Genomic DNA, 15946 nt, shown 5'->3' on the forward strand with positions numbered 1-15946 from the left:
GAATAAAAAGTGTTTTACCTTTTTCGTTTTTTTAAAATTTAACGGTGCGTATAATTTTGTGTTTTCCGGTTTTTTGTAACGGTATACCTGCATAAACATCAGTATATTTTTTATCATCAACACTGAGTATATTTTCAGCCCCCCATTTGACTTTAATGGTATAAACAGCGTCATACAATTTCATTTTTGCTTCATATTCAGGCCAGGAGGAAGGTAAATTTGGATGTAAAAACAATTGATGATCTTGACGCTTAATTCCAAGAATGGCTTGTATTGCAGCATGATAAAACAAACCTGCTGAGCCTGTATACCATGTCCAACCACCTTGTCCACGACGTGGTTCAATAGCGTAAATATCTGCGGCTATAACATAAGGTTCAACACGGTAAATTTCAGGATTTTTTCCGTGGTTAATAGGGTTTATCATAGAAAATAAAGCATAAGCTTTATCACTTTCCCCCATTTCAGCAAGCGCTAAGATGCTCCAAATGGCACCGTGCGTATATTGACCACCATTTTCTCGAATTCCTGGTGGATAACCTTTTATATAGCCAGGTTCAAGGATACTTTTATCAAAAGGAGGCCAGAAAAGGTGTATAAGACCACCTTTTTCATCAGACAGCTGCTCAAGCATTGATGTCATTGCTTTTTTTTGACGCTTAAGTGATGCCATTTGAGAAATGACAGCCCAAGATTGAGCAATGGTATCAATTTGGCATTCATCATTTATCTTGGAACCAAGAGGGGTTCCATCATCAAAATAACCACGTCGATACCAAGCACCATCCCAACCATTTTTTTCTAGGGATTTTTTCAAATGTTTAAGAGATGCACTCCATGTTTGCATATGACTGCTGTCACCACGGTTTTTGGCAATGGGGATAAATGCTTGTAATGTAGTGCCAAGAAACCAGCCAAGCCAAGTGCTTTCGCCTTTTCCTTTAATACCAACCAAATTCAGACCATCATTCCAATCCCCACCTAGAATAAGTGGAAGCCCATGTTGTCCACAGCGTTTGATGGCAAGATCTAAAGCTAAAGCACAATGTTCATAAAGTGTTGCGACCTTTGAGGATTGTAAAGGCTGAAAATAAGCATCATGTTGTTCAGCAGTTAAAGGAGCGCCTTCAATGAAAGCAATTGGGGTATCAAGAAACTCGTAGTCACCAGTCGTATTGACATAAAGAGCTGTTCCATATGCAAGCCAAACAATATCATCAGAAATGCGTGTGCGAACACCAGCATTGGTGTCTGGTAACCACCAATGCTGTACATCACCTTCGGGAAATTGACGCGCTGCGGCGTTTAACAATTGTTCACGTGCCAGTTGTGGTTTCAGCAATAATAAAGATAAACTATCTTGCAATTGATCACGAAAGCCAAATGCACCACTCGCTTGATAAAAAGCTGTACGCGCTAGCATGCGACATGCATAGGTCTGATAAGGGAGCCAATGATTGACCATAATATCAAAGGATGGATCAGGTGTTGTTACTTGAAGAGGAGAAACGAAATCATTCCATTGTTGTTTTTGTTGTGTTAAGAGGTTTGTGAAATGATTTGTGCGCACTTGATCTAGGAGTTTTTCAGCCTCTTGCCTGTTTTCAGCACTGCCAAGATAAAAGATTATTTCTTTTGTTTGTCCTGGTAACAGATCAATATCGTAGGCTAATGCTGAGCAAGGATCACATCGTGCTTCAATTTTATTTGAAAGGGCATGAGCCTTGCGGATTGCATGAGGATGCGTAACAGTTCCTGTTGAACCAATAAATTCAGTGCGATCGGTCGTGGTGCTGGTTGGCATTTCTGATGCTGATAAAAATGCTGTTTGTTGAGATTTTTCAATGTGATAGGGATTTTGAATAAAATGTGCACCACGTTTGGGATCATAAGAGGGTAGTATAAAAGGTGCATATTTGGTACGAACATTTCCTAAAACCCATTCAACATAGTTATAGAGGCGTAAACTACGCAATTTTTTTCCTTCATTTTTAAGAATGAGGCGTGAAAGGCGAACAGGTTTTTCTTGATCGAGCGTATGAGTCAGTTCTAACGCAATCTCTGAATGTGTAGATTTAAATGTTGAAAATCCAAAACCATGACAAGCTTCATAAACAACATCTTCATTGCATTCAACGGCAGAAATTGGTGAGAAACGTTTTAAGGACGAGCGATCTACAAGATAAAGTGCCTCTCCTGGGCGGTTAGAAACAGGATCATTTGCCCAAGGAGTTAATTGATAATCGCGACTATTGTGAGCCCAAGTAAAGAGTGTGCCTTCAGAAGAGACATGGAAGCCAAAGCTGTGGTTAGCAATGACATTAATCCATGGATGCGGTGTCGTTGTATGCCCATGAAGACGGATGACATAATGATTGTCATGATTAAAGCCACCGTAACCATTCCAATACTTTAGATCTTTGCCATTCGTAGCAAGAGGCAAGACTTTTTTGGGGCCAATAAGACCAAGAGAAGTAAAGAGATTTTGTTCAGTTGGTGTTGTTATTTGCTTTCTTTTATCACATTTGCTATCATTGAATTTATTATTGAATTCTTGATTGCTATTGCGTACACCCAGATCAGAATCAATATTTTCTATACGTTTGAGTTGTTCAGACAAAGATCCATTTTGCGCATGAAGGATAATACGGGCTGATGCAAGAAGTGTTTTGAAACTTTGTTCATTCATTTGATCACGCCGAAGGGTAAAAATATGTTGGCGTTTATCGGTTTCAATGGTGTTGTGTCGGTAAGATTCGCATACCCATTCAATAGCGTGTTGCGTATCCTGTACATAGGAAAAGGCTTGCTCATTTAAAATAACAAGATCAACAATGAGTCCACGTATACGCCAATATTCATGGGCTTTAAGGAGTTCGCGAAGGACAGTTATATCCGTCCCATTATCTAATCTTAGAAGGCAGATGGGAATATCTCCTGAAATGGACATTGGCCAAAGATCAGACTGTTTGCCGAGAGTTTTTGCTAGTATTTCAGGAGAAAGACGCCATGTGTGGTCTGGATAGATAAGAGGCGTTGCGTATTTTTGATAAGTAATAGCTTCTTTAAGGCTGATGCCACGCTGGTATAGCGAGACTTGTGAGCGTGTCCATGCCATTGAAAACTCTCGTTGAAATACATTAGATTGTTGATAATGTTTAATATAATTATCCAGTTTTTCTTTCGTATGAGCAGCGAAAGTCCAAAAAATGAGTTCAACTTTTTCATAGGCAGGAATTTTTACACGGCAGCGAAGTGAGATGATTGGATCAAGGACGCAGCCTTGACTGTTGCTAAAACGAGCATTTTGATCAAACGCAGCAGGTCGATGAATGGAGCGGCCCCGACCAATAAACAGAGAACGATCAGTTTCAGCTTCTGTTTCTTGGATACTCTTCGTGATATCGCTAACAAAATGGGCGATATGAATTTCAGGCTCATGAGGCGAGCGTTTGCGCCTTTTGGCAAAAATTGTTTTTCCTCCCTCAGCTATTTCTGTTTCTATAAACATACGTGAAAAAACAGGATGAGCGCAGTCTGCTTCCATGGTTGCGAGCGCTAGTTCACCATAGGAGGTAACTTCAATGAAACGATCTTTGTTGGTCGTATTTATCAGCTGGAGACGTCGTCCTTCACCATCATTCTCGGATGTAACAAGACATTCAAGCCTTGATTTTACGCCATCAACCATTTTCATATAGTCAGCTTTTTCGTCTGTAAAAATGCTGATTGCTTCTTCTTCAACAACGCGTGTTGGCTCACCGGTAACAGACCACCAACGTCCACTATGCATATCACGTAGAAAAAATAAGAGTCCCTGTTGATCTTCTGTTGCATCAGGCATAAAGCGCGTAATTGCGTAATCATGCCAACGGCTGTAACCTGAACCATTGGCTGTCAACATTGTAGAATAAAAGCCATTGGATAAGAGTAAAGTTGCACGAGGTTTGAGAAGTGGGTTTGTAATAGTACGGGTAGGAGCGTTATCAAATTCTTGAGAGTTGTTGCGGATGGGATTGGCAACTTTTGTGTGAATGACGGGAATTTGATAGGGGGCTCTTTCGTGGAGTAAAAATTGTGTTGCTTCAATGACTGGATCATGATGAAAACGATTGCGCATGCGCCCATCAAAAATGACATTGTTAATAGCAAGAATTGACATGCCATGATGGTGCGCATAATAATTACGTACAATGGCGTATTTTTCTCCTGTCGGGACACGTGAAGGCGTAAAATCAACGGAGTCGTAATAACCATATGTTCCTAAAGCTCCAAGATCACGGAGTCGCTTTAAATTTTTTATGGCATGTTTTGGCATATATTGTGCTGCTAAAAGGCTTGCGTAAGGAGCAATAACTGCATTGCGTGATAAACCACGTTTGAGTCCAAGAGTTGGGTCCCCAAAACTGGCATATTGGTAATTCATTAAATGATCGCGAGCATTAAATGCGGCTTCTGAAATACCCCATGGCAATCTTCTTTCATAACCATATTGTATTTGATGACGAATAATTAATCTATTTGTTTGATCTAGGATCGAACCTTTGGGTTCGTGCATAATGAGAGATGGCATCAGATATTCGAACATGGATCCAGACCATGATAATAACGCACCTTTCCAACCAATTGGGATGAGTAATCGACCAAGATGAAACCAATGTTTGAATTTGATATCACCTTTTGCGATGGCGAAAAGGCTTGAGAGACGAGCTTCTGAAGCCAAAAGATCATAACATCCTTCATCAAGTTTATTTTCCTGAACACTGTAGCCAATGGACAAAAGTTGCCGTTCAGGTTGTTCTAAAAAACCAAATTCCATATTAAAGGCTATTTGTCGTGCACTTATAGCTAAAATATTTAATTTTTGACGTATTTTTTCTATATCATAATCCCTAGTATTATCATCATGATGAACTTGGCAGTTTTCTAGGAGGCATTTAGCCCAACAGTGTGCGCGGGCAGATTCTACAGTTTGAATTTTTTGATCAAGGTCTTCTATTAAGGACTGAAGAGCACGGGCTTTAAGTGAAAGGTTTGTGATATGAGCAGTGGTTGCTTCTGATTTTTCTATGAAAGCACTAATGGAGTGATAAAGATTAGCGATGTGCTCTTCGATTTGTTGGCGTAAGGGATATAAATTGGGTTGATTATCCGGAATTTCTTTCATAGTTTCTTCAAGAAGAGCATGAATATCCCATAGACCTTCTCGATCGCCTTGAAAAAAAACATGAGGTTTTTCAGCCCATTCACTTAAGGCTGAAGAAAGTGTTACCAAATGGCCGGCGAGATTTCCTGAATCAACGGTTGATATATAAGTTGGCAAGAGAGGTTTGAGTGTATCCGTTGCGTACCAATTGTAGAGGTGTCCACGGAATTTTTCCATTTTTGCAAGAGAGCTTAATGTAGCTTCAATGCGTGTAATTGTTTCTTCAAAGCTAATCCAACCAAAATCACGTGCAGCAATAACAGAAAGAAGATAAACACCAATATTGGTAGGAGATGTGCGTTGAGCAACAAGAGGTTCTGGATCTTCTTGAAAATTATCAGGTGGCAAATAATTGCTTTGTGCATTGACGAAGGTTGCATAATAAAACCATGTACGTCGTGCAATAGAGCGTAGTATTTTTTTATCTTCGGAAGAGATATCAAGGGTATCTTGAAATGTTGAAGGTTGGCTGACAAACCAAGCAATTAAGGGCGAAAAAAACCATGCAAGTCCAAAAGGCAAAGCAATAAAGCTTGCAAAACTCTTAAAAAAAAGAGGGAATGCAACGGCAAGAATACCAATAAGTGATGCTGGCCACATTGTAAGGATATAAAAGCTTAGACTGTTGGGAATTGATTTTGTTGCAGCGAAGGTTTTCCATTCAAGCAGATGTTGTTTTGAAATCATTATGCGATAGAGTGTGCGAAGAATAGCATCAGTCATAAAATAAGCTGAATGGGCAAGAAATGTAATTTTAAGAAATATATTTGCACCCGTAAGGATAATTTTTTTCAAAATTAATTGAAAATATCCGCGTAAAGAATGATCAAGAGTGGATGGAACAAGAGTTTGTAATATGTTTAAAATTGGTGAGATAAAGGGACTAATGAGCAAGAATATTTGCCAGATGATTGCGCTTTTTAATGGTAAAAGAGACCACCCTGTAATGGTTGCGATCATCCACAGAAGTGGTGTGAGAGAACGACGCAAATTATCCTGCATTTTCCAACGTGTCGTAGAACTGATTTTATGAGGGAAAATGAGATAAGGCAAGAGTTGCCAATCACCACGAATCCAACGGTGATGACGCATAACATCAATATTGTAGGAGGTTGGATAATCTTCAATTACTTCTACATTACTTATCAATGCCGTACGTGCATATCCTCCCTCTAAGAGATCGTGACTAAGAACGGTATTTTCTTTAATTTTTCCTTCAAGCGCGTGTTGAAATGCATCAATATTATAAAGACCTTTACCAATGAAACTTCCTTCTCCCAAAAGATCTTGATAAGTATCAGAAACAGCAAAGACATAAGGGTCAAGTCCACGGTTGGTAGAAAAAACACGTTGCAGAATTGATGTTGCTTTTCCTGTTGTAAGGGAAGGTGTAATACGAGGTTGCAAAACACTATAACCTTTCACAACGTTTCCATTGTGTGGATCGAAAATTGGCTGGTTGAGTGGATGGTTAAGTTTTCCAACGAGTTTTGTAACACTTTCAGGGGTGAGACGTGTGTCTGAATCCAGTGTCATAACAAAACGGCAATCCATGGGTAGAAGTGGATTTGGGGGATAGAAGCTTGTATTTTTATCGCCTCTTAACAACAGATTGAGTTCATGAAGCTTGCCACGTTTTCGTTCCCATCCCATCCAGCATTTTTCGCTGGTATTATAAAGACGCCGACGGTGTAAAAGAAAAAAGAGGGGGATGTCATCACGATGATAACGGCGATTGAGTTTATCAATTTTTTTTTGTGCATAATGCAGCAGGTCAAGATCATCTTGCGTTTGTTCGAAGGAAGCGTCACCCCAATCCGTTACGAGGGCAAAATGAATGGCTCCTTTCGGGTTAGTAAGATAGTGCACTTCGAGATTACGCACTTGTTCATCAATATCATCACGTGATGTAATGAGGGTAGGTACGACGACTATTGTGCGCGCATGTTCAGGAATACCTGCTTTATATTCGTAACCAATGAGTTGTTTTGATGGAATAACCCATGAAACAACAGTGTTAAAGAGGGCAAAAGCTGCATCCATAGCAGGAAAAAGTGCTAATCCAGTAAAGAAAATAGACATCCATGGAGCTATGCCAGATTTCTGGAACAGAAAATAAATTGTAAGCAAAAAAGTGAAGGTTAAAAAAGAGACAGGAATTGCAATAGTTTTTATTTGTAAAGAAGAAAAAACTCGTGCCCATTTTATGAGCAGAGGAGGCGTGTAACCACAAGCTTTTTCAAAAGTATAACGTCCATCGTCGACAAGATACCAACCAACAGAGGAAAGACTATGATGAAAGGATTCTTTAGAAGAAGAGTGTGCCATTTCCACAGCTTTGCGTGCAACTTCTAGTTCACTAAGAGGCGAAAGACGTGCAATTTTTTCGATGACTTGTCGATAGATATTGCGTGAGTGAGAATCAATTTCAGAAAAATCACTATTTTCACGCAAAATAGAGTCCACGGAACTGACAGTCTCAAACCATATTGTCCAGTCAACATCATCAATGGCTTTAAGGGAACGAACAATATTGCCCATAGTTACACCATCTGCTGCTTGGCGGGTATGTTCATCAGCTGTTACAGTTTCTAAGTTACTACTTCGACTCTGTAATTGCTTTTCAAGCCAATTTAATGCGTTTGTTGAATCGACAGATGCGCTCCGTAAACGGTAGAATAAATGCGTTGAAAAGGTTGAATCTACAGTGCATGGTTCATACTGCATTAAAAGAGCATGTAATTTTGTTATATTATCTGCGAGGGAAATTTTATCGGCTGCTTTATGAGCAAGAAGGCGCATCGACCGAGTTTGTTCAATACGCTGTGAGAGACGACAAACATTTTCAATTAACAGCATTTGTATGATAGAAGGGAGTGCCCATAATTCACCGATTTTAAGGGTACAAATCTCTTGAAACCCATTGATCATAGCTGTGAGTGTTTTTTGTGAAAATCCACTATCTGTATGAGCAATATAAAGCCAAGCTAAAGCAAAGATACGTGGTATGCTTATATTTTGTTTATAAGCGGGGAGTTGTTTGATGAATGATTTAGAGAGGCTACGACGGAGTTTTTGTATAGTTTTGTCAATTGTATAATGATTATCAATGAGCCATTGAGCAGATGGAGCAATGGTTTCATCATTCCAAGCAGCAATATCGCTGGTCTGAAAGGCATGGAAAATAAGTTTGCCATTTTCTTTCAATCTTCTGTAAAAATTATTTTCTCCTTTATATTCAGGAAGTAATATTTCTTTTTTAGAGGCGATATCATGACCTAATTTATACAATTCATCTTGCGATTTATAAGTTGAGCGAAGAGGAGAATTGCTTTTAATAAGATGACCGGTTTCAATTTTTTTAGAAAAGAAATAATTCATGAAAGATATTGTACGTGCCATAATATTTTATTGCTATTCAATTACGTGGTTTTTTTACATTTAATAATCTTTGAGCACTTTATCTTAATAATAATTAGTTTATAAGAAAAAATAAAATTTCTATTTCTCTTCTAAGATTATTTATAATTTTTGATGAGATAATTGAAGAAGTGAGCAAACAATTTCTTAAAAAAAAAGGTCGCTAGAATGATAAGCGACCTTAGTTTTGACAATTTTTTAATAACTAAACATTAATCTTGCTCTTGTTTTTTCAAAGCTGCACCGAGAATATCACCAAGAGAAGCGCCTGAGTCTGTAGAACCATACTGTGCAACAGCCTCTTTCTCTTCTGCAATTTCTAAAGCTTTTATAGACACTGAAAGTTTACGTGTTTTTTTATCAAATGCGGTGATACGAGCATCAATTCTTTGACCAATTGAAAAACGTTCAGGGCGTTGCTCGTCACGATCACGAGCCAAGTCAGCACGGCGAATAGTTGTTTCAAGATTGTGGTCAATCAATTTTACATCAATATCGTTCTCATTCACTGCAATAACTTCACATGTTACGACAGCCCCTTTGCGTAGTTCCCCAGCGGCAGCAGCTTCTCCAACTTTATCGCTAGAAAGTTGCTTAATTCCAAGAGAGATACGCTCTTTTTCAACGTCAACATCAAGAACCACGGCTTTAACAACATCACCTTTATTGTAAGTATCAATGACCTGTTCACCCGGACGATTCCAATCAAGATCGGAAAGATGAACCATGCCATCAACATCGCCTTCAAGTCCAATGAAGAGACCAAATTCTGTTTTGTTTTTGACCTCTCCTTCAATTTGTGAATTGACAGGAAATTTATTAGCAAAAGCGATCCACGGATTTTCAAATGTTTGCTTTAAGCCAAGAGAAATACGTCGTTTAGAAGGATCGATTTCAAGAACAACGACTTCTACTTCTTGTGATGTAGAGAGAAGTTTTCCTGGATGAACATTTTTCTTTGTCCAACTCATCTCGGAAACGTGGATCAGTCCTTCGATTCCTGGTTCTATTTCGACAAAACCACCGTAATCGGTAATATTTGTAACAGCACCAGTAATTTTTGTACCAACGGGATATCGAGCGCTGATAGTTTCCCAAGGATCACTTTCAAGCTGTTTCATGCCAAGAGAGATACGGTGTGTATCTTGATTGATACGAATAATTTGAACTTTAATAGTTTGTCCAATTGTGAGGACTTCAGAAGGGTGGTTAACACGGCGCCAAGCCATATCTGTAACATGTAAGAGTCCATCAATTCCACCAAGATCAACAAAGGCACCATAATCAGTGATATTTTTAACGACACCTTCAACGATTTGGTTTTCTTCAAGATTTTGTACAATTTCTGAACGCTGCTCAGCACGGCTTTCCTCTAAGACAGTACGACGTGAAACAACAATATTACCACGACGACGATCCATCTTTAAAATTTCAAAGGACTGTGAATTGTGCATGAGAGGGGAAACATCACGAATGGGGCGAATATCGACTTGGCTGCGAGGCAAGAAAGCAACAGCACCATCAAGATCGACTGTAAACCCTCCTTTAACTTGGCTGAAGATAATCCCATCAACGCGTGTACCAGCATTGAATTTTTCTTCTAAACGAATCCAGCTTTCTTCGCGCCGTGCTTTTTCACGTGAGAGAACAGCTTCACCCATCGCATTTTCAATGCGTTCAATATAAACTTCAACTTCATCGCCAACTTTTAAAGAACCATCTTTTCCTTTAGCTCCAAATTCTTTGAGTGGAATGCGTCCTTCGACTTTAAGTCCAGCATCAATAATGGCCATGTCTTTTTCGATTGCAATGACATGACCTTTAACAACGGATCCTTCGGTAAGATCATTGGTTTGAAAGGATTCTGTTAAAAGGGCTTCAAAATCCGCTGTTGTAGGATTGTATTGTGACATAAGAACTCCTGATACATACCTTAGATTTAAAAGGTATAAGCGCTAGGTTAGTGTTAACATAGGGTAACTTCATGCCTTTTTTCTTAATATTTCTTAAATATAAGAAGAAAAATTAGCGCTAGGCTGAAAATCACCTTGACGATTTCATCCAATTATACGCTCTTTTATGATTGGATCAATAAAAGCGCATGCAATTGCAAATGTTGCTTCTATACTCAATTCTGATGTATCAAGCAAGTGGGCGTCTTTTGCGGGTTTTAGCGGACTTTGTTTGCGCATTGTATCACGGTTGTCGCGTTGTTCAAGCTGAGCGAGGATTTCATGATAATCTGCGTGCATGCCTTTTTTTAAAATTTCCTGATAGCGGCGTTTTGCACGTGTTTGAACATTAGCGAGAACGTAAAATTTAATATCAGCATCGGGACACACGACAGTGCCAATATCACGCCCATCAAGCACACTGCCGGGCATAATTTTAGCAAAATGACGTTGCTTGGCAACGAGAATTTCCCGTACAGCAGGGATGAGTGCTATTTTTGAAGCGGCTTCACCAAGTTCATGGGAAGAGAGGAGAGTTGGATTTAAAGTATTAAAATCAAGTTCTATGGCACAGGTAAGAGCACTTTTTTCATTATCGAGAGTCAGTTTTCGTTGTAAAAGTGCAAAAGCAACACCGCGATAAGTGAGACCAGTATCGAGATGTTGAAGGTGATAATGAGCAGCAATTTTTCGTGCTAATGTCCCTTTTCCTGAGGCCGCTGGTCCATCAATTGCAATAACAAAAGGTTTCAAGAGATTTTTCCCCCAAGTTGTTTTATAAAAGGGATAAATTCTGGAAAACTTGTAGCGATCATTCGTTTATCATCGATCGTAACAGATTTTTCTGATATGAGCCCAAAGATTAGAAAACACATAGCAATTCGATGATCAAGATATGTGGTAACATTTCCACCACCCAGTCCTTTTTCAGAGCCTTTTCCATGAACAATGAGAAAATCTCTCCCTTCTTCACATTCTACATGATTAATTTTGAGCCCTTGAGCAAGTGCGGACAAACGATCTGATTCTTTAACACGCAATTCTTCAATGCCTAGCATAACTGTTTTGCCTTCCGCAAAGGCTGCTGCTACCGCTAAAGCTGGATATTCATCAATCATTGAAGGGACTCGTTCTTTGGGTACAGTGACACCTTTTAGTCTTGAGGATATGACTCGCAAATCAGCAACATTTTCTCCTCCTGTTTGGCGTTGGTTCAAAAGCTCAATTTGAGCGCCCATTTCCCATAATGTTTCGATAAGTCCTATTCGAGAAGGGTTTATAAGAACATTTTCAATGATGATATCAGAATTTTCTACAAGAAGGGCAGCGATCAGTGGAAAAGCGGCAGAAGAGGGATCCCCAGGAATATCAATCGCTTGTCCAGTAAGATGTGTTTGGCCATTGAGATGAATAAAGCGTGTCCCTTGAGCATTTGTTTCTATCTCAAGTTCAGCACCAAACGCTTTTAGCATTTTTTCCGTATGATCACGTGTGGGAATCTGTTCAATAACAGTTGTGGTGCCAGCGGTATTAAGTCCAGCAAGAAGGATTGCTGATTTAACTTGGGCAGAAGCCATTGGAATAGGATAGCGAATCGGGTTAGCCGTTTTGGGTCCATAAAGCGTTATAGGAAGATGGTCGCCTTTAGTTGCTTCAATTTCAACACCCATTAAACGGAGGGGATCGAGAATACGTCCCATTGGGCGTTTGGAAAGAGAGGCATCCCCGATAAAAGTTGTTTTCATATGATAAGGACCAACCATTCCCATAACGAGGCGAACACCTGTTCCAGCATTGCCAAAATCTAAAGGGTTTTGTGCAGTTAAAAGGCAACCATTTCCTGTTCCTCGTATGATCCAGAGATCATTTTTCTTTTGAATGCAAGCGCCCATAGCTTGCATAGCCTTAGCTGTATTGAGAACGTCATCGCTTTCTAGCAATCCGTGGATATATGTTTCACCACTTGCTAATCCTCCTAATATAAGGGATCTATGGGAGATTGATTTATCTCCTGGTATTTTAATTTTACCAGAGAGATTGGTAGATTTGTAGGCGGTTATAGGTATTGCTTTTTGCATAGAAATTCTATTTAATTTTATCTAAATTTGACTGAATTAAGCATCTTTTAGCACATGCTTTGACAGGCGTCATGAGAAAATCTATGTAGAACGAGGTATTTATCTTTGACAAAGACATTATTTTTCGATTAAGGACCATAAAATTTATTTTAATGGAATTATAGTTAATCAAGAGGGATGGTTCATGGCAAAACAAGAACTTGGAACGAAGCGTACCGATCCAGAAACAGGAAAAAAGTTTTATGATCTTAATCGCGACCCTATTGTATCACCTTATACAGGAATTTCTTACCCGCGCTCTTATTTTGAGGTTGTGGCAGCTGAAGCAAGTAGTGAAGAAGAAGTTGATGCAGAAGAGCTTGATACAGCGCTTGAAAAGTCTGCCTTTATGCTTCTCGAAGAGGATGATGACGATTCTAAAGATGATGATCTTCCTGATTTGGAAGATAGTGATGTGGATCTCGGCGATGACGATGATGCGTTTTTATCTCACGATGAAGACGACAATGATGATGACGTTACTGGTATTATCGGAGGCGGTGTTTCTAACGATGACGATCTTTAAGAGAAGTTAAAAGGGTATTCTTTTTCTTGAATACAAATTCTTCTTGATCTTCGATTTTTCTCGTTCTAGAAAACCCCTCTTAAAGGTGTTTTATCCTTTTTGAAGAGGGTCTATCTTTAATGTGGGGCTATAGCTCAGCTGGGAGAGCGCTTGCATGGCATGCAAGAGGTCAGCGGTTCGATCCCGCTTAGCTCCACCAAAAAGAGACTAATTTTTGTTAGAAAAGCGTCGTCATTTATAACAGGATTTTGCATATTTTAAGAGGATCGATGGTCGTTGGTGCTATTTTTTCCTTGTAATTTTTTAGTGATTCTTGAAGAATGTTTGTTTGCGATTGTTGGTCGTGTTTTTTATTATTTATAGAGCTTTCCTGTAATAAAAACGAAAAAGAAGTGAGTGATATTCATCTGATGCATAAAAAGCACGTTGTTTATCATTGATGATACCCTTCGTAAAAAGTAACAGTGGTAAAATCTTTAGAAAAAGCTTGATGAGATTATGAAAAGTGCTGTCGAATGGGGTTTTATGAATAACTTCGAATTTTGTGGTTTAAATGTCTCAAAAGAGGTATTTTTCTCTTTCTCATGCACCAGCTCTTGTATTTAAGGTTGGCTTGCAGCACAACATAGAAAATGGAATTATTTGAGGGGAAAAAATAATGCCTTCTTACCGTTCAAGAATATCAACTCATGGGCGCAATATGGCAGGGGCCCGCGGTCTTTGGCGTGCAACGGGGATGAAAGATACCGATTTTGGTAAACCCATTATTGCCATTGCGAATTCTTTTACACAATTTGTACCAGGACATGTCCATTTAAAAGATCTCGGGCAGCTTGTAGCTCACGAAATAGCTGTTGCTGGTGGTGTTGCGAAAGAGTTTAACACAATTGCTGTAGATGATGGAATTGCTATGGGGCATGATGGGATGCTTTATTCCTTACCTTCGCGTGAAATTATTGCTGATTCTGTTGAATATATGGTCAATGCTCATTGTGCTGATGCGCTTGTCTGTATTTCCAATTGTGACAAAATTACACCTGGTATGTTAATGGCTTCTTTGCGGTTGAATATTCCAACAATTTTCGTTTCAGGCGGCCCTATGGAAGCAGGTAAGATTAAATGGAAAGGTCAAAATCTTACTGTTGATTTAGTTGATGCAATGATTGCTGCGGCTTCAGAGTATAATTCAGAAGAAGAAGTTGCGGAAATAGAACGCGCTGCTTGTCCTACATGTGGCTCTTGTTCAGGAATGTTTACAGCCAATTCTATGAATTGTTTGACCGAAGCATTAGGGCTTTCTCTTCCTGGAAACGGGTCAATGTTAGCGACCCATGCAGACAGACGGATGCTTTTTGAAGAAGCTGGACGACAGATTGTTGCGCTGGTCAAGCGTTACTATGAAAAGGACGATGAGACAGTTTTGCCGCGTTCTATTGCTTCACGCAAGGCTTTTGAAAATGCAATGACTGTAGATATTTCTATGGGAGGATCAACCAATACTGTCTTACATCTTTTGGCTGCGGCGCAAGAAGGTGAGGTCAATTTTACCATGACAGATATTGATCGCCTTTCGCGTCGTATCCCTGTTTTATGCAAGGTTGCTCCTGCTGTTGCCAATGTGCATATGGAGGACGTTCATCGTGCTGGTGGTATTATGGGGCTTTTAGGAGAATTGGATGCCGCGGGACTCATTGATACATCTACGTATACAGTTCATGCGAAAACAATGAAAGAAGCTCTTGGACACTGGGATGTGAAGCAATCACATGAGGCAGCTGTTCATGAATTTTATCGTGCAGCTCCAGGAGGCGTTCCAACTCAAACAGCTTTTAGTCAATTTTGTCGCTATGATACCCTCGATCTGGATCGTAAAAATGGTGTGATTCGGGAGTGTGAACATGCTTATTCGCAAGATGGAGGATTGGCAGTCCTTTATGGAAACCTTGCAGAAGATGGCTGTATTGTAAAAACAGCAGGTGTTGATCAGTCGATTTTAACTTTTAAAGGCCCAGCAAGGATTTTTGAGAGCCAAGATTCAGCTGTTGCGGCAATCTTGAACGATAAAATTCAATCAGGTGATATTGTTTTAATCCGTTATGAAGGTCCACGTGGTGGACCTGGGATGCAAGAAATGCTCTATCCAACAAGCTATCTCAAATCTAAAGGATTAGGAAAAGTTTGTGCGCTTATAACAGATGGTCGTTTTTCAGGGGGAAGTTCAGGGCTTTCTATTGGGCATATTTCACCAGAAGCGGCTGAAGGAGGAGCAATTGCTTTGGTGGAAGAGGGGGATATTATAGAAATAGATATTCCTAATCGTACCATTAATATGTTGGTTGATGATGTTGAGATGGTGCATCGTCGTGCTAAAATGGAAGCGAAAGGAAAAACAGCTTGGCAACCCATTGAAGAGCGTAAACGTAAGGTCTCAAAGGCTCTCAAAGCTTATGCAGCAATGACAACTTCAGCTGCTAAAGGAGCGGTTCGTAGCATTTGACTATGGTAAAATTCATCTTGTGAAAGAGAGTTTTTTAGAGATTTGTGCATCTCTTGGGGGATATTGCAAGCAGGCTACTCAATGAGCTTGATGGAGTATTTCAAGCCATTGTGACTATGATTTGAAAATCGCACCGGAGATTGTTTCTTTTCATATAAGAGATTGAATCTTAAGAAAGATTACGCGCAGGCTTTTCCTCTCTATACATTCCTCTGATCAATATACATT

At 39.5% G+C, this 15946-nt stretch carries 6 protein-coding genes and 1 tRNA gene; 3 read left to right on the top strand and 4 right to left on the bottom strand.

Annotated features, from left to right (window positions below):
• Positions 1–31: 31 nt before the first annotated feature.
• The 4 genes from AC0QT4_RS01590 to aroA form a co-directional block, all read right to left on the bottom strand.
• On the bottom strand, positions 32–8608 hold the full coding sequence (locus AC0QT4_RS01590; protein WP_473199956.1) for a GH36-type glycosyl hydrolase domain-containing protein: 8577 nt from the start codon (positions 8606–8608) through the stop codon (positions 32–34).
• Between the two features lie 230 nt (positions 8609–8838).
• Positions 8839–10539: a 30S ribosomal protein S1 gene (gene rpsA / locus AC0QT4_RS01595; protein WP_473199957.1), complete on the bottom strand. Its 1701-nt coding sequence runs from the start codon at positions 10537–10539 to the stop codon at positions 8839–8841.
• 144 nt (positions 10540–10683) lie between these two features.
• Positions 10684–11331: a (d)CMP kinase gene (gene cmk / locus AC0QT4_RS01600; protein ID WP_473199958.1), complete on the bottom strand. Its 648-nt coding sequence runs from the start codon at positions 11329–11331 to the stop codon at positions 10684–10686.
• Complete coding sequence (gene aroA, locus AC0QT4_RS01605) at positions 11328–12656, bottom strand: 3-phosphoshikimate 1-carboxyvinyltransferase (protein WP_473199959.1); 1329 nt, start codon at positions 12654–12656, stop codon at positions 11328–11330. Before aroA ends, cmk begins: the two co-directional genes overlap by 4 nt.
• A 184-nt stretch (positions 12657–12840) precedes the next feature.
• Here aroA and AC0QT4_RS01610 point away from each other — a divergent pair, with 184 nt between their 5' ends.
• From AC0QT4_RS01610 to ilvD, 3 genes are all read left to right on the top strand, one after another.
• Positions 12841–13221: a TIGR02300 family protein gene (locus tag AC0QT4_RS01610; protein WP_473199960.1), complete on the top strand. Its 381-nt coding sequence runs from the start codon at positions 12841–12843 to the stop codon at positions 13219–13221.
• 123 nt (positions 13222–13344) lie between these two features.
• Positions 13345–13420: transfer RNA gene (locus AC0QT4_RS01615), tRNA-Ala, on the top strand.
• Between the two features lie 459 nt (positions 13421–13879).
• Positions 13880–15718 (top strand): dihydroxy-acid dehydratase, encoded by a 1839-nt coding sequence (ilvD, locus tag AC0QT4_RS01620; protein ID WP_473199961.1) that lies wholly within the window; start codon positions 13880–13882, stop codon positions 15716–15718.
• Positions 15719–15946: the final 228 nt, after the last annotated feature.

It is taken from the genome of Bartonella sp. EBT8, assembly GCF_055796165.1.

Bases quoted from the DNA above. Each gene is read 5' to 3' on its own strand.
- AC0QT4_RS01590 (WP_473199956.1), bottom strand. From the start codon at position 8,608: ATGGCACGTACAATATCTTTCATGAATTATTTCTTTTCTAAAAAAATT.
- rpsA (WP_473199957.1), bottom strand. From the start codon at position 10,539: ATGTCACAATACAATCCTACAACAGCGGATTTTGAAGCCCTTTTAACA.
- aroA (WP_473199959.1), bottom strand. From the start codon at position 12,656: ATGCAAAAAGCAATACCTATAACCGCCTACAAATCTACCAATCTCTCT.
- AC0QT4_RS01610 (WP_473199960.1), top strand. From the start codon at position 12,841: ATGGCAAAACAAGAACTTGGAACGAAGCGTACCGATCCAGAAACAGGA.
- ilvD (WP_473199961.1), top strand. From the start codon at position 13,880: ATGCCTTCTTACCGTTCAAGAATATCAACTCATGGGCGCAATATGGCA.